Raw genomic sequence first — 21751 nt, forward strand, 5'->3', positions numbered from 1 at the left:
AGATGTATTTAAATTAAGTATTGAGCTCCAAGCTTTTTGAACTATAAATGTCTTTAACCGTAACATGAGATGTATTTAAATCTTATTTCTTTATCTTGACTTATTTCTTTTATATAGCTTTAACCGTAACATGAGATGTATTTAAATTTGAATTACACCAAAATATTAAAGATTGTTTTCTTACTTTAACCGTAACATGAGATGTATTTAAATAGCATGAAGTTAGCTGATGTTCTTATAGATGAGGACTTTAACCGTAACATGAGATGTATTTAAATGAGATTTATTGAAACCAAAAGTGGGTGGAGAAAGTGCTTTAACCGTAACATGAGATGTATTTAAATCTGATACAACAGGATTTTACGATAAAGATAAAAACTTTAACCGTAACATGAGATGTATTTAAATGTAATCCAGAAGCTCCACTTTTTAGAACTATGACAACTTTAACCGTAACATGAGATGTATTTAAATTTCTTTTTTGTCTCTCTAATAAATGTTTTTCTAATCTTTAACCGTAACATGAGATGTATTTAAATAATAGAACTTTAAGTCTACGTTGGGCAACTCTAAGACTTTAACCGTAACATGAGATGTATTTAAATTCAAAAATGGTTAGAATTTTTTACGCAACATAGACTTTAACCGTAACATGAGATGTATTTAAATTTGATACTCAAATACAGATACAAAAACAAACATCTAACTTTAACCGTAACATGAGATGTATTTAAATGTATAATACTCAGCATTAGTTATAACTAGCCCTAAACTTTAACCGTAACATGAGATGTATTTAAATCACGATATCTATGATAACCATCAAGTATATCTACCACTTTAACCGTAACATGAGATGTATTTAAATTCTAGTATTAATATATAGTTACTAGCTTTAATTAGGCTTTAACCGTAACATGAGATGTATTTAAATTCTATACTTTCCTTAAAAGAAATCTGAACTCTTATCTTTAACCGTAACATGAGATGTATTTAAATCTTGATATACAACCGTAAGGTATAGGGAGCTTCTTTAACCGTAACATGAGATGTATTTAAATTTATTAGGAAGTTATCGAATTAGAATATCGAATAGTCTTTAACCGTAACATGAGATGTATTTAAATTTATATCTATGTTAGTTTTTAAATACTTTTGATTGTCTTTAACCGTAACATGAGATGTATTTAAATTGACAACAGTTTTAAATTCCACAAAATCACACCCTTCCTTTAACCGTAACATGAGATGTATTTAAATTATTTATACCTCCTACGTTAAAAATCTTATATTTTCTTTAACCGTAACATGAGATGTATTTAAATGAAAGCTGAGGATGCAGAAAATGAAAAAAAATTAGCAGAGCTTTAACCGTAACATGAGATGTATTTAAATCTAAATTATCAATTAAAGGATGAGGTTAAGACTCTTTAACCGTAACATGAGATGTATTTAAATGGTAAAATCAAATTTATATTATATGTATGTAATGCTCTTTAACCGTAACATGAGATGTATTTAAATAATGTATTTATAGTTGTGTCACTTTCATACAAAGCAACTTTAACCGTAACATGAGATGTATTTAAATTTTCTAGTTGATTCAATTTCATCTAATAAAACTTTACTTTAACCGTAACATGAGATGTATTTAAATGAAGTTATACAATCAATAAACATTTTTTTATTATCTCTTTAACCGTAACATGAGATGTATTTAAATCTATGTACATTCTCTAATTTCGATGGAGGAGTTATACTTTAACCGTAACATGAGATGTATTTAAATTCTTGTACTAATGCTTTAGCTGCTACATTAGCATAACTTAATCGCAACATGAGATACATTAAATATCCTAATGGAAAACAGGTAGAAATACCTGTTTTTCTGTTGTTTATTTTTACAATTAAAGGTATTATATACATATAATTCATTTGGAGCTGATTACATGAGCAAACTTAGCAATTGTATTAAAATGTTAATTCTTTTAAAAAACAATGGAAAAATGAGTATTCAAGAATTATCAAAGAGATTAGAAGTTAAAGAAAGACAGATTAGAGAATATAAGTATGAACTTGAGAAGGCTGGTATATTTATAGAAAGTAACAGAGGAAAATACGGAGGATATTTCATTCCAAAAGATACATTTATACCTTATCCTAATTTAAAAAATGAAGAGTATACATCTTTATTATTAGGTAAAGAGTTATTAAAACAAGATAATAATTTTATGCTATTAGATGAATATTCAATGGCAGTAGATAAAGTTGGTGCTGCTATGAAGGATAAAGAAGTAACTGATTTAAGTTATAATATATTAAATAATTCAAGACCTAATATTAATATAGAAAAAGAAAAAGATAAGTATTTAAAAATAAGCGAGAGTTTATTGTCTAGAAAAAAAATAAGAATAACATATTTTTCTTTAAAGGCAGAGAAAAGCATAAGGATAGTAAGACCTTATTCTTTATTTTTATACAAAGGGTTTTGGTATTTAATAGGATATTGTGAGCTTAGAAATAGTATTAGGGACTTTAAATTATCTAGAATAAAGGATTATGAAATAATAGATGAGGAATATAAGATACCTTGTGATTTTAGTCTTACAGAATATACAGGAAAGAGTGGAATATTTAATAGCAAACAATATGATATAAAGCTTAGGATATATCCTCCTATGTCTATTATAGTTGAAGAAAGAATATGGGCAAGTAATCAAAGTATTGTACAAAATGAAGATAAGTCGATTATATTTACAGCTAGTATGGGTATTGATCCTGAGCTCAGAAGCTGGATAATGAGTATGGGGAGTTGTGCTGAGGTTTTAGAACCGGAACATTTAAGAGAATATATTAAAGATGAGATAAAAAAAATGAAAAATTTGTATTAAGTTTATCATGTTACAGATATAGTGCCGGAATAGACATTATAATTATATTTATAATACAAATTATGGATCAGAAATGAGGTGTAAGCTTGATTTATTATGAGTTAAAGATAGCATGTTTACTAAAGAAAAATCTATATTACACAGAAACAAATGAATTTATAGGAAATAAAATAAACAAATCTATGCTTTTAGATGATGATTTAAAGAAAGAACATAAGAAAAATGAATATAAGATGTATTGCTTTAATTCTTTTTTTCCTATTGAAAAAGATAAGACATATTCTTCTGGAAAGGTATATATGTTTAAACTTAGAAGTTTGGACAAGTTATTTATAGATAAAATCAAGATATGTCTTAAAAAGTTAAAAGATAATGATATTGATATATTGGCTATAGAAAAAAGAAAAGTTAATATGAATGACTTTAAAGAGTTTCATACTATCACACCTGTAATAGTTACTGTAGATAATAAGCCTTGGATTAAAGAAAATGGCGATTTAGAAGTGTTTATAAGCAGATTGCAAAATAATTTAATTAAAAAATATAAGAAGTTCTTTAATGAAGAATTAGAATTAGAAGAGTATTTTATAGAAAAGTTTACTATGGGCAAAAAACCATTAGCTTGTAAATACAAAGGAAAAAGTATGCTTGGGTATAAAATAAAATTTAAAATAAATGATGATGAAGTTTCTAAAAAACTGGCATATATAGCACTGGCAGCTGGATTAGGAGAAAAAAACTCATCGTTAGGCGCAGGATTTTGCTGCATTAAGGGGTGATATTATTGGGAGAGATAACTAAGGTTTTTAAAACAAAGGATTTCTTTTATAATAATGGACTAGTTAATATTAGACAAATTCTAAAAGGTAAAATAGAAGGTTTAGAGATAAAGATATATAAAGATAGATTAGAGTTGATATTGGACAAAAATCAAGAAGATGAGATTTTTAAGAAAATATTTTCGTATATAATAAAAGAATTAAATATAGTACATAGAACAGATAATAAAAGGATTTATTACTATGAGGAAAATAAAAAATTTGTATATGATTATAAATTTAATGTTAAAGATGCTGCTAGTGCAAATGATATAAAGTATACATATTCCTATATAACTCCTAAAGAATTAGGAAAATCAGTGGAACAAATATATATAGATTGCAACGAATTTTGTGAAAAAAATAACGTTGACATTAAAGAATGCAATAACTTATTGAAAAAAGGTAACAACTTTAAAGAAGAAAATAAATGCAAAATTCCTAAATATATAACATTAGAAGAAGCTGTGAATAATTATTCTAATTATTATTTTCAAAAAGAAAAATTAAAATTTGATTCAAAAGTACACACATTTAAAGGTGGAGACAAGTATTTCAATGATATGTTAGATGATAAAGAATATATTGATAAATGGGATATGCTTGTTTACTTTTATGGGGTCAAATCTAAAAAATTCTATAATAGAAAAGATAAGGATAATACATTTGTAATATATCCTAATTCAAATAATTTAAAAACACTTTTAAGTTTAAAAAAGAATTTAAACATATCTGAGCAAAATTCAAAAACAGAAAAAGATGGGGAAATTATAGAATTTCAAACTAACATGAATATGTTTGAAATGTTTAAGCAAGATGGTGTGAAAAATCATTATATTCATTTGAGTACAACAGAAGAAGAATTTAGACTAAAGAGCTTACTTTATATATTTTCTTATATAAACTCTCTAGAAATCAAGGACTATGAAGAAGATGTTGATAAAACGAGAAAAAAATTATTTGAAGATATAAAAAACATTAATTTTATTACATATGTAGATGCTAAGTTGAAATCATCTTTGACTGAGTATACTAAAGCTTATATGTTATTTGATTTTTTCGATAAGTTAAAAAAATATGATGAAGAGGGATGTTTATATAAGTATGTATTTAGACTTATATCATCGTTTTCTCAAAATGACAGTAAAGAAAAAGATAAAGGAAAGACAAGTACGAAGCAATTTTGTGATAACTTAATGTCATTTAAAGATTTAAGAAAAGCATATTATAATTTAAGCTTTAATCTATTAAAATATAAAATTGGATCATTAGGAAAAGAAATATATTCGTTCGAATGTGAGTATTTGAAATTCTTAAGAAGGGGTGATAAAACAATGAATTTACATGAAAAAGGAAAGCTAATGGGAGACGAAATAGGAAAAATATGTGCAAATCTAGATAGTAAAGACTTTCTGTATAGACTTAGAAATATAAAAAATCATAATCAATTTGTAGGGTATTTATCAAGTATGAGTTTTGAAATACTTAAAAAAAGCAGCATAGTTTATTGCAGTGGAGATTTTAAAAACACACTTGATGAAGTATTAAATTATTTAAGTGATAATAATGATGATTGGGAAGTAATAAGAGACTATATGGCTATATATGCTATTAATAAATATCAATCTGTAAATTATGCTAAAAATAAAGGGGATAAATAGGAGGTTTATTATATGGAATTTTTAAATATAAATTATATATCAAAGGTTAATTTGGCATCATTAAATGGATCAGAAGGGATGGGAGGAAATATAACTCCTATAAAAAAAGTAAGTGATTACGAGGGTAATGAATTTGTATACATATCAGGACAAGCTATAAGAAGATATTTAAAGGAAACTTTAAGAGAACTTGGTCAAAAAATCTCGCTTGTAGATGAAGATGGAAGTCCTCACTTTGGAGATTATCATGAGCAAGTATTTAAAAAAGGAAAATTTAATGATAAAAAAGTAATGTTTGAAAATTTTATTGATATGGATTTATTTGGATATATGTTTCCTAATGCGGGTAGAAGATGGTCTGTTGTAAAAGTAGCTCCAATGTTATCACTTTTACCATACAAAGGAGAATATGATTATTTAACTAGAAAACAAAAAGTAGAAGATGAAAGTAAAAAAAGTGGAAATATAGTTCAAGTTGAAATAGATACGTTAAATTATATGAGAGGAAATATAGTTGTTGATTTAGACAAAGTAGGTAAAGATATAAATGAATATACATATGATGAAATTTCAATGATAGAAGATGAAAAAATAAATGAGAGAATAAATGTATTTATAGACTCTGTAAAATATCTAAATGGAGGAGCTAAGCAAAGTAGAAATTTAGAAGATATATCACCTAAATTTGTAGTAGTTTTAAATCAAAAAGTTGGTAATCCATTTTTATTAAATACTTTAAGTGTAGATAAAAATAGAAATTTAAATGTAGATGTGATAATAGAAGAACTTAAAAATAATGAAAATGTAATTAATAATGTGAAGATAGGAATAGATAAGAATATATTTAAGAACTATGAAGAGGTAGTTAGAAAATTTGTTGAGGAAGGATATGAAGTGTTAGGTGTAAATAAAGCTCTTGATAGCTTGAAAAAGGGTGATAAGTAATGCAAGTTATAAAATTTAAGGTGGAAGGTATTCTGAATTCATTTAGAGTACCTTTCTTCAGAACATATCATAAAACTTTTTTAGCACCACCTAAGACCACGATAATAGGAATGATCGCTAATATAATGAAAAAATCTGAACAGTGGTATTATGATACATTGAAGAATGATATATTTGAGGTCTCTGTTGTTATAGATAAAATAGAAGGAAAAACTAAAGATTTATGGGGATATAAAAATCTTAAGACAGGAAACAGAGGAAGAAGTGTTGTAAGAAGAGACAAGCTTTATAAATCAGTATATACAATATATTTAAAAATAAATAAGAATAATACAGAAAATAAAAATATAAATAATGAAATTTTAGATGCTCTTAAAAATCCTAAATCAGTACCAGCATTGGGATTAGATGATGAGATAGTAAGAATATACAATATTGAGAAATTAGATTTGAAAAAAAGTAAACATAATATAATAAACTCTGTGTTTATAGGTGATGGAATTGATTATAGCGTAAAAATAGATGGTGATGAAGATATACAACTTCCAACTTCAAATATTTCTCCATTAAAATATTCTGTTGATGTAAAGAATGGAACAAGAACGAAAAGAGAAATAATAAAAGAAGGAAATCAAGTTGAGTATATAAATTGTAAAGTGGAAATTAAAAGTGATATGGATATATATGAAGATGGATTCAATAAGGTGGTGTTTTATTAATGGTAATCGCCAAGAAAAAACAGCTTGATAATGAAAACTTTGAATATCAAAGTTTAGAGGGACACACTAATAGTGTCCTTTCTTTTACCTTAGATTTAATAGAAGATAAGGACTTAAAAAAAATAGAAAAATTAACAGGGATTAATCAAGAAAAAATAAGAGATTTACTTTTCTTTTCTGCTTTCTTCCATGACATAGGAAAAGCAACAGATGAATTTCAAAAATACATAAATGGAGATATAAAAAAATCTTATCACTCTCTTTATTCTAGTAATATAGCAAGTAAGATTGAAGATTTTTCATTCGATTTCATAGATGATGAAGATGAAGAAGAGAGTATAAATCTATTATTTTTAATTACTCTTACTCATCATTCGGTATTTAAGAAAAATACAGGTTTTTTAGGAGTGGAAAATGAAATCCAATATGAGCATAATTTTTTACCAGAGGCAGAAAAATTCTTCTATGAATATAAAAATTGGTATGAAAAGTTTTTGGATAAAGAATGTAAGTATAAATTTGAGTACAAATCTGTTCAAAGAAAAACATTAGGAAGTAAAATAAAAGCCACTATTAATAAGCTGAGTTATATGGATAATAGTGATTTAGAGAAAATAAGAATATTATACTCGTATGTATTAGGAATAATTAATATTGCTGATTGGAGGGCATCAGCACAATTTGATGGAACTAATTTGAATCTCGAATTTGAAAATGTATTTGATGAAAAACAATTATGCAATAAATTACAAGAGTCATTGAAAATTAAAAAATTTACTCCAAGAGGATTTCAAAAAGAATTAGCATCATGCAAGGGAAATGTTCTTGTTGAAGTGCCTACAGGATCAGGAAAAACTGAAGGATCTTATTTTTGGTCAATGAATAATATTAGTAACAAAAAAGATAAGGTTATATATACTCTTCCTACACAAACAACTTCAAATAAACTATTTGATAGAGTAGATTCTGTATTTAACAATACAGGATTAGTACATTCATCGGCTACTATATATTTAGAAGAATATGCATTAGAAACAGGTAAAGATATAGATAAGTCTTTTGCTTCAGAACTTTTATTTAGTAAAACCTTTAATAATCCATTTACTGTTGGAACTATTGATGGACTTTTAAAAAATTTTTTAAATATAGGAAGATATAATATAGTTACTTTTAATTTTTTGAAATCTGTAGTAATAATAGATGAAGTTCATTCTTATGATTTTAAAATGATGGGATTTATGAAACAGTTTTTAAAACTCTGTAATAAATATCAAGTTCCTGTATGCTTGATGAGTGCATCTATACCAAATGCTATAAAAAAAATGATTGATATAGATGATGAGAATAGATATCCGATTATAACACAAGAAAATTTATTTAATGATGATCCTAATTATATTTATAAAATAGATAAAAAAATAGAAGAGGATATAGACAAAATAGAAAAAGATTATAAAAATGGAAAGAATGTATTGGTTATACGAAATACTGTTAAAAAATCAAAAGAAGTGTATGACTTGTTGAAGAATATAGTTGGAAAAGAAAATATAGTTTTATATAATTCTGCATTTAAAAAATGTGATAGAGTGAGAAAAGAAAAAGAAATAATGGATAGATTAAAAAGCGAAGAAAACTTTATACTTGTAGCTACACAGGTTGTAGAGGTATCTTTAGATATAGACTTTGACATAATGTATACAGATTTAGCTCCAATAGATTCTTTAATACAAAGATTTGGTAGAGTAAATAGAAAAAAATCAGATAATAAAGGAATCATATACATATATAAGGATGTTGAAAGAAAACCTTATGTAGAAGGTTTACTTGAAATAACATATGAAACTATAAATGAGGGTCTTTATAAGATATGTGAATATAACAAATGGCTTAATATTGTATACGATGCAATTATCAAAGATAAAGAGATACAAAACCAAATTCAGGATAATTTTAGTAAAGGAGAAAAAGCATTTGATATAATGCTAAAGGAAAATCTAGGGATAAGTAAAAGTGAAGATATTTATAATTTAAGAGATATTAAATTCTCTAAAAAAGATTATATATTACATGAAGATTATAATAATGGGATAACAGGCGAAAAAAGAACAGATTATAATTATACTATTTCACTAGGTGCTTACTTAAGCAAAAGTGAGTATCGAGTATTTGAAAAAAATATTGAAGAAAAAAGATATTATGATGTATTAGAAATACCTTATTCTTATGAGGAAGGCATAGATTTATCTAAAGACAGCATGTGTAGCCCAATAATAGATATATAAACAAATACAGGGGGCTTATTTATGAAAATAGGAGGAACTATCATAAACTATTACTTCCACTGCAAACGTCAATGCTGGCTTTTTTCAAATAGAATAAATCTAGAAGATAATAGTGAAGATGTACATATTGGAAGAGTGATTCATGAAATCAAAAGTGAGAAAAATAAAAAGTCAGAGATATCTATAGATAATGTCAAGATAGATAAAATAACTGATGATTATTTGGTAGAAATAAAAAAATCAGATTCAGATATAGAAGCAGCTAAATGGCAAACTCTATTTTATCTGAAAAAATTAAAAGATAAAGGAATATACAAAAAAGGAAAGCTTGAGTTTGATGAAAAAAACAAACAAGATAAGAAAATAATTTATTTAGAATTAACAGATGAAATTGAAAATCAACTCGAAGATTTAATAAATAATATAGAAAATTTGATAAAAAATGATAAAATACCAAATTCAGAGAATGATAAAAAATGCAAGAAATGTGCTTACTATGAGTACTGCTATATATAATACTTATGATAAAGAAGGTGTATTATGAGAAATAGTACAAGATATATAATGAGTGTTGGAGAATTAAAAAGAAAGGATAATTCAATTAGTTTTAGAAATGAGAAAGGAAATTTTTATATACCTATAGAGTCTACTAAAGAGATATATTGTTTAAATGAAGTATCTATAAATACGAAACTACTAGACTTCATATCAAGAGCAGGTATAACTATTCATTTCTTCAATTATTATGGTCATTATAGTGGCAGTTTTTATCCAAAAGAACAGCTTATAAGTGGTAAATTAACTATCAATCAGGCAAAGACATACACTGAAAAAAGAGAGATTATAGCAAAATCAATAGTTCAAGGTATTGCAGATAATATATATGAAGTATTATATCATTATTATAAACATGATAAAAAAGATGTAAAACTTACTTTAGATTGGATAAAACAAGATATTCCTAGATATCTTGAAAATGAGAATATTAATATAAAACAAATACTGAGTGTTGAAGGTGAATTGTGGCAGAGGTTTTATAGCTGTTTTAAATATTTCTTACCTGAAACATTTGTATTTAATAAAAGAGTCAAAAGACCTCCAGATAATCCTATGAATGCACTCATATCCTTTGGGAATTCTATTCTTTATTCAAAAACAGTATCTCAAATATATAACACACATTTAAATCAGAGCATAAGTTTTTTACACGAACCTTCAGAAGGAAGATTTTCTTTGAGCCTAGATTTGTGTGAAGTATTTAAGCCCGTTATAGTGTATAAGACTATATTTGAACTTGTAAACAATAGAAAAATACAAGTTGGTAAGCATTTTGACAAAGAATTAAATTATTGCTTGTTAAATAGTGCTGGTAAAAAGATATTTATAGAAGCTATTGAAAAAAGATTTGAAAGTGTTTTTTATCATTCAAGATTAAAAAGAAAAGTAAGTTATAAAACAGCTATTAAATTAGATGGATATAAATTGATCAAGTTTATAATGGAGGACAAAGAGTTTAGACCATTCAGCATTAAGGAGATGGTTTAGTATGGGCAAAAACTATAATTACAATTATGCTTTTGTATTTTATGATGTTGGAGAAAAAAGAGTGAATAAGGTTTTTAAGGTTTGTAAGAAATATTTTCACCATCATCAAAACTCTGTATTTAGAGGGCCGATAACACCTTCTAACTTAATAAAATTTAGAGAAGATTTGAATAAAGTTATAGATAAATCCAATGATTTTATATCTATAATAAAGCTTATGAACAAAGAAAGTTTTGATGAGGAAACAATAGGAGTAAAGAAAAAAGATACAGAATCACTAATATTTTAGTTTACCAACCTCGATTTCGAGTGGAATGTTTGAAAGTATTGAAAACTACAGGTTTACAAGGTGTATATTGTAGAGTTATAATTGTATGAGAAGAGGCTGGTAAAAAAACAGATAAATGTTGAAATATCAAGTGTTTTATATGAAATGACGATTTTAAGAATGGCTATTTTACTGTGATTTAACCGTAACATGAGATGTATTTAAATATTTTAGCATTAACTTCTATTATTTGCTCTTGATTAATTTAACCGTAACATGAGATGTATTTAAATTTTTTTCTCTAACATCTAAGGCAGAATATAACCTCTATTTAACCGTAACATGAGATGTATTTAAATAAAGATGAATAAAGATTCTAGGAGTCGCAAATGGCAATTTAACCGTAACATGAGATGTATTTAAATTCTTGTATAAACTTAGTTTTAAAAAGAGGTCGTATATTTAACCGTAACATGAGATGTATTTAAATTTTCCTGCGATTGCAAGTCATGTGACTTCTTATGCAATTTAACCGTAACATGAGATGTATTTAAATTATTAAGCATCTTAGAAAATCACCAGAGTTAGCACTATTTAACCGTAACATGAGATGTATTTAAATGAAAGTGACAAAATAGATACTATTTCAAAAAACATTATTTAACCGTAACATGAGATGTATTTAAATTTGTTTCAAAAAATTTATTAAGACTAGAGAACTTTCATTTAACCGTAACATGAGATGTATTTAAATTCTTTTGACTTGTGATCCTGTTCCTAAAGTTATAAAATTTAACCGTAACATGAGATGTATTTAAATTTCGTATCTATATCTACAATCATTTTTTCTATGTACATTTAACCGTAACATGAGATGTATTTAAATTCCTTTGTTATTATATTTACTTTATATGGTAAGGTAAATTTAACCGTAACATGAGATGTATTTAAATACATTTCTTTAAATGCAGGAGCAAATTCGACTATACATTTAACCGTAACATGAGATGTATTTAAATTTAGCAATAGCAATTTCAACAATTTCCATATTATTATTTAACCGTAACATGAGATGTATTTAAATCTAAAATGGATTCTAAGAAAAATTATGCATAAAGAATTTAACCGTAACATGAGATGTATTTAAATATGTATACTTGGGGTGTAGAAAAATTAAATGGATTGATTTAACCGTAACATGAGATGTATTTAAATTCTAATGTTGATGTAGGTATTCAATCTAATTCGGGAATTTAACCGTAACATGAGATGTATTTAAATTAAGATTTAATAGAATAGTTTTTTCCCTCATATCTTATTTAACCGTAACATGAGATGTATTTAAATGCTCTTTTATCTTGGGGTTTAGGCTTAATTCTTGAATTTAACCGTAACATGAGATGTATTTAAATTTGGGTAAGTACTCAAAGGAATGATAGACAAGATAAATTTAACCGTAACATGAGATGTATTTAAATTTCCCCTTAACCCCCTTAGTTTTCCTCAACATTTAATTTAACCGTAACATGAGATGTATTTAAATTATTGCTTTAATAATTCATACATCCTTATACTGTATATTTAACCGTAACATGAGATGTATTTAAATCATATAAAAGATGTTAAATCTAAGTATTTAGATGGAGATTTAACCGTAACATGAGATGTATTTAAATTCTTTCCAGAGGAAATCTAATCCATCAAGTACTATCATTTAACCGTAACATGAGATGTATTTAAATGAAGGAGATAGTTAAAAAATGAAAAGAATAGATGTATTTAACCATAACATGAGATGTATTTAAATTACGCTCTAAACTTGACATTTATATTCCTCACTTTTTTTAGACTTATATTTTAATTTATCCTTGATTCGGTAGGATGGGCCAGCTATATTAAATAAATATGAGTGGTGTAAAAGTCTATCTAAAATAGATTATGATTATCTTTAATATTTAACTTTTTATCGATTATTTGATGCACTGTTATGATTTTGCTGTTATAATAAATTTGAAGATTGTTGTTTTTGATTATTCTTCCTACTTTTATTTCTTGTCTTAGATGGTGTGAATCCATTTAATGCCTTTGCTAACTTTGTAATGTTTGGTTTCATTATTAATCCTTTCTTATATGATTTTGATAGCAGCCTTAAATCTTCTAATGTGTTTATAAAATTATAATTTATACTTATTTGCATTATCTTCACCTCAAAATAAGTATATAAAAAAAGAGCTTCTAAGTGGGGAAACTTTCGTGCTCTTTTTCGGGTATCTCTATATTATAATTTATACCTCTAATGAGGACTAAGTTGCTATTTTTATTATACTTAGGTAGTACTCCAATCTTCACACATACGTCCTACACCCATGAAATTAACTGGATAGAATAAATTTGAATCTGCATATTTTTTGTTTGATTGTTTCTGAAAATTACTGTTGCAAGTCTTAATGTTATTATTAACCTTTTCAAATTTTGTAACCCCTGCTTTTTTTTCATCATTAAATTTTACTTGTTTGTTATACATGTTTTTACCTCCTTTATTTTTATAAAAATATTATTTTTCTTATATAAAAAAAGAAAGCTCTTTACGAGCTTTCTTTATTATGCTTAAAAAATAGAAACTAACATCGCATAAATATATATGAAGAAATAATTGCAGACATATAATATCATAGATATACGCCGTACAACAATTTATCCTTCTTCACAAGAACTGAGCTCATATTAAAAAGATATATTAAATTTTTATTGAAGAATAAGATAGCTTTAACAATGATATTAATAATGACATCAATAATGCCGTTAATAATGACGTTATTAAGTATAATTCTAATAATAAATGATTGCTCTAAGAATCTTTTTAGTATGAGTATAGTCATGATCAAATTTCCTCCTTTTATAATTTGTTTACTAACCTTCACTTATATAAGCTTTAAGTATACAAAAAAGATTTATACTATGAAAGCCCTCTGGTTAACATAAATTATCTTAATATCTAATTTAAATTGTGAATGATTTTGAATTTTGAATTTGTTTTTAGAAAATTCATATTCTTCAGAAAATTACCTTAATGTATAATAACATTCAAATTCCGACATGTCAATAGTTTTTATGAAAAAATTGTTTTTTTGGAGAACTACTAAAATGGTTACGGTGTAAATAGTAAGATGATTATTTTTTAAAAAGAATTTATGTACTTTAGCTCTTTTTGAAAATTTATTATTTTAACTTAATTATTTTCAAGTCAGATAAATATATATTTCAACTGCGATTAGAAAAATTTTACATGTTTAAAATAGAAATATATGAAATACCTCTACATTTATTTAGACTATAGCCTAAAGCAACAAATCTGTAGACTATGGCTATACTAGAGTTAAAAAGAAATATATTTTATAAGCTAAAACAAGAATGGGATCAAGAGTGTAGGTATACCAATTAGATAATTCTTTTTTTTTGTTGTTTAGATGCGATTCATTTTATGGTAAGATAAGAAGTGACATTAAGTAAAAATAATGGAAGGTATAGAATAATATGTTTCTGTAGCTCAGTAGGATAGAGCAACTGCCTCCTAAGCAGTAGGTCGTGGGTTCGATTCCCGCCGGGAACACCATTTAAGGAATGATGAAGTCTTGCAAAGATAATTTGCAAGGCTTTATTATATTTATTTATAAGATATATAGTAACACATTTGGAATTTATATGTAATTGATTGGGAATTTGTCATATTTAAAATATACTAATGATATCGATATACTTACAGGGTAGTTAGTTAAATTAAGAGAAAATAGATATGGTTTTAAAATTTAAATAATATTCCAAAATATTCTAAAATATAGTTATTATTGAGTGCTCAAATAAATTAAATAGGGGGATTGTATAATGAAAATTCAAAAAATAATTGGATTATTTATTATTGCAATGAGTATTTTGACTATAAGTTTACAAAGATCTTTAGGAAATCTAGCAAGATATGTAGATCAAACCACGGGTAAATATTGGAGTGATGCTTATGCATATAAATATATGCCTATTAATTCTTATGTGTTTTTTTGGATATGTTTAGCTATAGGTATATATTTAATTGTAAAAAAGGATTGAGAGATAGTTAATACTAAATTAATGTTTAATTTATATTCACTATTGGCAAAATAAAATATATTAAAGACTATATACCATGAAAATTGGGGTTGTCCATTAGGTGGAGAAGTTACCTATGAGGTAAGTGGAATATGTAATTCTGTATTTTTGATTCTAATAAATGGACAGAAATTGCTTTAGACATTGTTAAAGAGTTAAAGTTATATTATGAACAGTCAAGTTGTAGCGTAGAATTTTGTGAGTGTGAGTTTTATTACTTAACTTAATAATATATACTTTTAGATATATTAATAGTAGAATAAGATATATTAAAGCTACGGGAGTTGATATTATGATGAGTGGATTTATATTTGCGTTGGTTGGAGTCATAAGTATTGCTTATGCTTTTTCTGTTAAAAAGTCTGAAAGAAGACAAAAGAAGCTTTTAGAAGTTTTGAAGAAAAATGATAATGGTGAAATTATATTTGGAAGTAAGAAATTTAAGAGTGAGGAAGGGTATTTTACTTATCAGTTCTACAGTTATTTAAACTCTGGAATATTTGCATTAATATATGGATTTGCAGTTAATACTTTTGATTTATATAGTAAAGGTATATGGGTATTTTTATCTTTTGTAATTCTTATATATATAAATCAATTAATTTATAAAAAATATAAAGACATGTAGTTTGAATCTTTCTTGGATAATCCAAGGAAGATTTTTTTTTACTTAAAACAGTTAATGAATTAATCAAAAAGTAGAATCATATACATATATAGAGCAAGTCAGTTTACAAGGGGGTAAGTTAGATGGATGATAGTAAAAAAATGAAACTTGCTGATATTTTGGCATCTAAGGGGTTGTCAATTAATTATCAGTATGGAGGAAGTGCTCCAGATGAGATGGTCGATAGAGAAGTGCAAAAAGAACCAACTCCAAGAGCTAAGAGGTTAAGAGATATATTTTATAATACATTATCAACTGCTAATATGGAGTTTCCTTATTGGTACAACCGTAAGTTTAATGAACTTGAAGGTGAGATTACAGTAGTTAGAAGAGCTCTTGCTTTAAAAGAGGCTTTTTCAAGACTTACACCAAATATTATTCCTGGTGAAAAGCTTGTTATGCAAAAGACTTATAACTATAGGGGATCTTTTCCTATGCCATGGCTTTCCGAAAGCTTCTTCGTAGCAAAAGAAAGTGAACTATACAAAGCAGCTCTTGAAACAGGTAGTGCAAGTGCTGGCGAGTTAAGTGAATTCGGACATGGTGGAGGAAATGTTACAAAGAGCTTTGGAAATGTAGTTTCTATTGCTGGTAAGTTTGGAATGAGAAAAGAAGAAATTCCTGTTCTCTTAAAAGTTGCGAATGAGTGGGTAGGAAGATCAGTTGAAGATTTAGGACATAAATACGAAAAGATGGTTCCAGACTATACAGTTAAAGAAAATATAATGAGAAGTTTGGTTTGTATGTTTGATTCAGGATTTACTCTACCTCAAGGAAGAGAAGTAATAAACTACTATTATCCTCTTCAATATGGATTTGACAAACTTATAGAAATGGCTAAGGAATGTAAGGATGAGGTTGCTGGAAATGCTGATGGAGATGGAGTAGTAGGAATGGACAGACTTTATTTCTATGATGCTGTAATCCATGCTATAGAGGGTATTCAAAATTGGATATTAAATTATTCAAAACATGCAAGAAGACTTGAAAAAATAGCTAAGAATGAAGTAGATAAAAAAGAATATAAAGAGATAGCTGATTGCTTAGAAAACATAGCTCATAAAAAGCCAGCTACATTCAGAGAAGCACTTCAATTATCATATACTCTACATATTTCAGTTTTAAATGAAGATGCTATATCTGGATTATCAATAGGAAGATTAGGTCAAGTACTATATCCTTGGTATGAACAAGATATTGAATCAGGAAAAATAACTAAGGAAGAAGTATTAGAACTTTTAGAATTATATAGAATAAAAATTACATGTATAGACTGCTTTGCATCAACAGGAGTTGTTGGAGGAGTTTTATCAGGAAACACATTTAACAACTTAAGTTTAGGTGGACTTACTCCTGATGGACAGTCTGCTACTAACGATTTAGAAATGTTAATAGTTGAAGCTGGTATAACATGCTCAACACCTCAGCCTACTTTATCAGTTCTTTATGATGAGAAACTTCCAGAGAAGTTCTTATTAAAATGTGTAGAATGTGATAAAACTGGTGCAGGATATCCAGCATGGATGAACAATAGAGGTGGAATAGAATTCATGATGAATCAATATTCATCTGAGGGAATGACTATTGAAGAAGCTAGATCTTTTGCAATAGGAGGATGTCTTGAAACATCGCCAGGATGTTGGAAAGAACTAGATTTAAACGGTAAGAAATATAAAATACCTGGAGGAGCAGGTCAACCTACAAGTGTTGGAGTTCACTTTATAGCAAATCCTAAGGTGTTGGAATTAGTACTTACTAATGGAATAGATAAAAGAACAGGAATCAAAGTATTTGAGCCTCATAATAGAAAACTTGAAACTTATGAAGAATTAGTTGATACATTTAAGATGTATTATGAAAAAGCAGTTGATGTTTTAGCTAAAACTAACAATGTTCAACATGATATATGGCGTAAGCAAAATATGTCTGTTGTGAACTCTTTCTTAAAACCAGATTGTCTAGCTAAAGGACAGCATATAGGTAATATGGGATATAGATACAATGCTACATTTAATGTTGAGAGTTGTGGAACTGTAACTATGGTAAACTCATTAGCTGGAATCAAAAAGATAGTATATGATGATAAGAAGTTTACGCTTGAACAGTTAACAGATGCTATGACGAATAACTTTGGATTTAGAAATGCTCTTGAAACAAGAAATTTCTCAATGATGGATCAAGAAAAAGTAGATACTAGTGGAAAATATGATGATATATACGGAGAATGCTTAATGGCTCCTAAGTATGGTAATGACAACCCTTATGCAGATAGTATACTCAAGGGATATGAAGATTGGTTCTGTGAAATGTCAAAGACTGCAATATCACTTTATGCAAAACCTATGTATGCTTGTCAAATATCAGTTTCAACTCATGGAGCACAAGGTGCTGCAACTCTTGCTACAGCAGATGGAAGACTTGCAGGAACAACATATTCAGATGGTTCAATGTCTGCTTATCCTGGAACTGATAAAAATGGACCTTATGCTTTATTTGAATCAGCTACAGTTTGGGATCATTCAAATTCTCAAAACTCTCAGATGAATATGAAGATACATCCAAGTGCATTAAGAGGAGAGCAGGGAACTAAGCATTTATTAGATCTAACACGTTCATATATGAGAAAAGGAGGATTTCATATACAATACAATATAGTCGACTCTAAAGTATTAAGAGATGCACAAGAAAATCCTGATAATTACAGAGATCTTATGGTAAGAGTTGCAGGATTTACACAATACTGGTGTGAAATAGGTAAGCCTATTCAAGATGAAGTTATTTCAAGAACAGAATATGAAGGAGTGTAGAGATTATGTTAAAACACAATGATTGTTTGAATTTTTCACCTATGGATGCTGCAAAGGGAATTTGCAGAATTACAGGAAATATGATTAATATAGATTCTGATGTATGTGAAGCATTTGAACTATGTCCTAAATGTAGAAATTGTTCTCACTTTAAAAACTCTGATAAAGATGAACTGGGAATGTGCACAGGTCTTGATAAAGACAATTGGACATATGGAGATTTAAATGCTGTAACATGTAATTCACATGAGTTAAAAAAATAATATAGCAAATAGGGCATATGAAAATAAATAACAAGTTAAATAATTATTTTCATATGCCTAAATTGGAAGGATTGATATTGAATGCTAGAGAGCAGAGTAAGTGAAAAGGAAGCAAAACACCTAGGGTACATGGTAGTTCTTGCATCTTGGCTTGCAGTATTTTGTTTGTTTGGTTATAGAGCTACTTTTTCTGTACTTCAAGGGCCTATGGCAAAAGATCTTGGCTGGAGTGCATCTGAATTAACTTTAGGTTATTCACTTATGATGAGCGTTTATGCGATAACTGCATTCTTTAGTGGAATGATAATAGATAAATGGGGAACTAAACCTGCTTATTTTTTAGGTGCTCTAAGTGGTTCCTTAGGATTTTTGGTAACAAGCTTTGCTAAAACATATATGTCATATTTGATTCCATATGCTGTATTCGCAGGAATAGGAACAGGTATGCTTTGGGTATCGTCAACGGTATCAGTTAGAAAATGGTATGTAGGTAAGGCATATGCAACTATGTGGGGTATAGCTTTTATGGGTGCTCCTGTTGCACAGGTTGTACTAAGTCTTGGAGCTAAACAGGTTCTTGCAACTATGGACTGGAGATTTGCTATGAGAATATTATCTCTTGTAGTATTAATAGCTTTAATAATAGCTACTTGTGTTGCAAAGAAAAATCCTCAGTACTATGGACTTCAGCCTTTTGGCATGGATACATTAAAAGTTAAGAAAAATAATGTAAATGATAGAGAATGGAGTATAAAACAAGCTTTCTCTACATTCCCTATATGGGGTTCTATAATAGCATTTTTGACTAGTATGGTTGCTGAGTTTTTAGTTTGGACTCAGATTGTAAAGTATTGGATGGCAGATTGTAATTTATCTTTATCTACAGCTACTAACCTTTATGTTGCAATAGGAATAGCTGGAATACTTACAATGCCTTTAATGGGAATTGTAGCAGATAAGATGGTAACAAAGCTAAACCATGAAACAAAAGGTAGAAAATATATGTTAATATTCGCCCCTCTAATGGGAGTTATAGCATGTATTGCTTTGATGACAGGAAAAGGTGCAGTAACTCTTAGTATAGTATCGTGTATAATATTTGCTGTATATTGGGCGATTGAACCTGGTGGAGTTGCAGGATATGCAGCATCTGTTTATGGAAATAAGACTTTTGGTAAAATATGGGGACTATCAACTCTTATAGTTATGGGTATAGGACCTGCACTTGGAAGCTTTATGGGCGCTTATTTATATGACGTATCTGGAAGTTATTATAATTCATTAAAGTTTGCCATGGCATCATTTGCAATATCTGCCATAGTGGCAATGCTTCTTCCATTATCTATAGACAAGGATTAAGACATTAAAAAAATAACAAGTCAAATAGTAGTATACTGACTTGTTATTTTTTTTTGAAGATGCCTAAAGTGAAAGTGAGGGAATTAAAATGGATAAGGGAATAGTATTTGATATACAGAGTTTTTCAGTACATGATGGACCTGGATGTAGGACTACGGTTTTTATGAATGGATGTCCTTTAAGATGCGAATGGTGCGCAAATCCTGAAAGCTGGATTTTAAAGCCACATATAATGTTTAGTGAAAGTAGTTGTAAATATAAAAAGGGATGTACTATTTGTGAAAATGCATGTCCTCATGGCAGTCTTACATTTAATGATATGCCTACGTTAAATTGGAATATATGCAAAGATTGTGATACATTTGAATGTAGCTTGAAGTGTTACTATGATGCATTTAAACTATGTGGTAAAGAATACAGTGTTAATGAAGTAATGAAAATACTTAGTAGAGATTCTCATTCGTGGAGTTATGATGGTGGAGTTACCTTTAGTGGAGGAGAGCCACTTTTACAAAGTGAATTTTTGATAGAATTGTTGAAAGAATGTAAGAAAAATTATATTCACACTGCAATTGAAACTACTGCATACAAAGATAATGAAACATTTTTAAATGTAATGGATTATATAGATTTTGCATTTATAGATGTAAAGCATATAAACAGAGATATGCATAGACAAAAGACTGGAGTATATAATGACATTATTTTAAATAACATTAGAACTTTAAAGCAAAGTGATTGGAAAGGGAGATTAATCCTTAGAATGCCTATTATAAGGGATTTTAATGACACATATCAAAATATAACTGATACTATCCAATTTATGAAAGAGAATGACTTATTTGAAATAAATATACTTCCATTTCATAGACTTGGAGAATCTAAGTGGAGACAACTTGGAAAAGAATATAAATACAAGGATGAAGAGGGAACAGATACTAGAAAGCTTGAAGAAATACAGGATTTGTTCTTAGAAAATGAGATTGCATGTTATATAGGGCATGATACTGCATTTTAGACAGCTATTTGGCTAGGTGGGTTATCAAAATTATCTATGAAAATACCGTGAATGCAACGATATTTATTAGTCAAAATATCTAAAACCATTTACTAACATTTTCATAGATAGTTTTAATATTAGGTGCTATATATATAATTCAAACTTACCACATTTTATGTTAAAACCTATTTATAGATTGAAATCTGAAATTAAAAAATAAGTGGCATTAAAATGTTAGCGAATGATTTAAATATTTTTGTATAAAACTTGAATTACAGCGCTTGAATATCCGTTAAGAAAGTTCGTTGTTTGACCTTGAGGGAGTTCAGAACTTTTAGGAGATTCAATAAGATGTAATTCTTAGTTTTATTAAAAATATTTACAAC

Annotated in this window: 18 protein-coding genes, 1 tRNA gene and 2 CRISPR repeat arrays (1 of these 21 only partly in view); of the genes, 16 read left to right on the top strand and 3 right to left on the bottom strand. The window is 27.6% G+C overall.

The window, feature by feature from the left end; genetic code table 11:
- Positions 1-1789: direct repeats of the CRISPR family, unit length 30 nt; unit sequence CTTTAACCGTAACATGAGATGTATTTAAAT; it begins 2452 nt to the left of the window's first position.
- 160 nt (positions 1790-1949) lie between these two features.
- The 9 genes from WJW32_RS14350 (at position 1950) to cas2 (ending at position 11150) form a co-directional block, all read left to right on the top strand.
- Positions 1950-2891: a helix-turn-helix transcriptional regulator gene (locus WJW32_RS14350; RefSeq protein ID WP_340259564.1), complete on the top strand. Its 942-nt coding sequence runs from the start codon at positions 1950-1952 to the stop codon at positions 2889-2891.
- 86 nt (positions 2892-2977) lie between these two features.
- Positions 2978-3670, top strand: coding sequence for a CRISPR-associated endoribonuclease Cas6 (cas6, locus tag WJW32_RS14355; protein ID WP_340259566.1), 693 nt, complete (start codon positions 2978-2980; stop codon positions 3668-3670).
- A 5-nt stretch (positions 3671-3675) separates the two neighbouring features.
- The gene (locus WJW32_RS14360) at positions 3676-5370 is read left to right on the top strand and encodes a hypothetical protein (RefSeq protein WP_340259568.1); all 1695 of its coding nucleotides are present in this window, start codon (positions 3676-3678) and stop codon (positions 5368-5370) included.
- A gap of 12 nt (positions 5371-5382) precedes the next feature.
- A complete protein-coding gene (cas7i, locus tag WJW32_RS14365) occupies positions 5383-6315 on the top strand; it encodes a type I-B CRISPR-associated protein Cas7/Cst2/DevR (protein WP_340259570.1) in 933 nt (310 codons plus the stop codon).
- Complete coding sequence (gene cas5, locus WJW32_RS14370) at positions 6315-7034, top strand: CRISPR-associated protein Cas5 (protein WP_340259572.1); 720 nt, start codon at positions 6315-6317, stop codon at positions 7032-7034. Before cas7i ends, cas5 begins: the two co-directional genes overlap by 1 nt.
- Complete coding sequence (gene cas3 / locus WJW32_RS14375) at positions 7034-9316, top strand: CRISPR-associated helicase Cas3' (RefSeq protein ID WP_340259574.1); 2283 nt, start codon at positions 7034-7036, stop codon at positions 9314-9316. Before cas5 ends, cas3 begins: the two co-directional genes overlap by 1 nt.
- Before the next feature lie 21 nt (positions 9317-9337).
- Positions 9338-9832 carry a CRISPR-associated protein Cas4 gene (gene cas4 / locus WJW32_RS14380; RefSeq protein WP_340259576.1) on the top strand — a complete coding sequence of 165 codons (495 nt, stop codon included), beginning with the start codon at positions 9338-9340 and terminating at the stop codon, positions 9830-9832.
- Between the two features lie 24 nt (positions 9833-9856).
- Entirely contained in the window at positions 9857-10861 is a 1005-nt protein-coding gene (gene cas1b / locus WJW32_RS14385; protein WP_340259578.1) for a type I-B CRISPR-associated endonuclease Cas1b, read from the top strand.
- A gap of 1 nt (position 10862) precedes the next feature.
- Positions 10863-11150, top strand: a complete 288-nt coding sequence (gene cas2 / locus WJW32_RS14390; protein WP_340259580.1) for a CRISPR-associated endonuclease Cas2 — start codon at positions 10863-10865, stop codon at positions 11148-11150.
- Positions 11151-11326: 176 nt separating this feature from the next.
- Positions 11327-12936: direct repeats of the CRISPR family, unit length 30 nt; unit sequence ATTTAACCGTAACATGAGATGTATTTAAAT.
- Positions 12937-12942: 6 nt separating this feature from the next.
- On the opposite strand, the gene WJW32_RS14965 is transcribed toward cas2, so the two are convergent.
- The 3 genes from WJW32_RS14965 to WJW32_RS14400 form a co-directional block, all read right to left on the bottom strand.
- Positions 12943-13062 carry an ATP-binding protein gene (locus WJW32_RS14965; RefSeq protein WP_445330249.1) on the bottom strand — a complete coding sequence of 40 codons (120 nt, stop codon included), beginning with the start codon at positions 13060-13062 and terminating at the stop codon, positions 12943-12945.
- A gap of 66 nt (positions 13063-13128) precedes the next feature.
- Positions 13129-13326: a hypothetical protein gene (locus tag WJW32_RS14395; RefSeq protein ID WP_340259582.1), complete on the bottom strand. Its 198-nt coding sequence runs from the start codon at positions 13324-13326 to the stop codon at positions 13129-13131.
- 129 nt (positions 13327-13455) lie between these two features.
- On the bottom strand, positions 13456-13653 hold the full coding sequence (locus tag WJW32_RS14400; protein WP_340259584.1) for a hypothetical protein: 198 nt from the start codon (positions 13651-13653) through the stop codon (positions 13456-13458).
- A gap of 1012 nt (positions 13654-14665) precedes the next feature.
- On the opposite strand from WJW32_RS14400, the gene WJW32_RS14405 reads away from it, so the two are divergent.
- From WJW32_RS14405 to hpdA, 7 genes are all read left to right on the top strand, one after another.
- Positions 14666-14742: transfer RNA gene (locus WJW32_RS14405), tRNA-Arg, on the top strand.
- A gap of 269 nt (positions 14743-15011) precedes the next feature.
- Positions 15012-15230 carry a hypothetical protein gene (locus WJW32_RS14410; protein ID WP_340259586.1) on the top strand — a complete coding sequence of 73 codons (219 nt, stop codon included), beginning with the start codon at positions 15012-15014 and terminating at the stop codon, positions 15228-15230.
- Positions 15231-15561: 331 nt separating this feature from the next.
- Entirely contained in the window at positions 15562-15897 is a 336-nt protein-coding gene (locus tag WJW32_RS14415; RefSeq protein WP_340259588.1) for a hypothetical protein, read from the top strand.
- A gap of 122 nt (positions 15898-16019) precedes the next feature.
- Positions 16020-18743, top strand: coding sequence for a 4-hydroxyphenylacetate decarboxylase large subunit (gene hpdB / locus WJW32_RS14420; protein WP_340259590.1), 2724 nt, complete (start codon positions 16020-16022; stop codon positions 18741-18743).
- Positions 18744-18748: 5 nt separating this feature from the next.
- Complete coding sequence (hpdC, locus tag WJW32_RS14425; RefSeq protein WP_340259592.1) at positions 18749-19006, top strand: 4-hydroxyphenylacetate decarboxylase small subunit; 258 nt, start codon at positions 18749-18751, stop codon at positions 19004-19006.
- 81 nt (positions 19007-19087) lie between these two features.
- Positions 19088-20365: an MFS transporter gene (locus tag WJW32_RS14430; protein WP_340259594.1), complete on the top strand. Its 1278-nt coding sequence runs from the start codon at positions 19088-19090 to the stop codon at positions 20363-20365.
- A gap of 88 nt (positions 20366-20453) precedes the next feature.
- Complete coding sequence (hpdA, locus tag WJW32_RS14435) at positions 20454-21383, top strand: 4-hydroxyphenylacetate decarboxylase activase (RefSeq protein ID WP_340259596.1); 930 nt, start codon at positions 20454-20456, stop codon at positions 21381-21383.
- The last annotated feature ends 368 nt before the right edge of the window (positions 21384-21751 follow it).

It is taken from the genome of Tepidibacter sp. Z1-5, from assembly GCF_037844525.1.
GTDB lineage: Bacteria > Bacillota > Clostridia > Peptostreptococcales > Peptostreptococcaceae > Tepidibacter_A.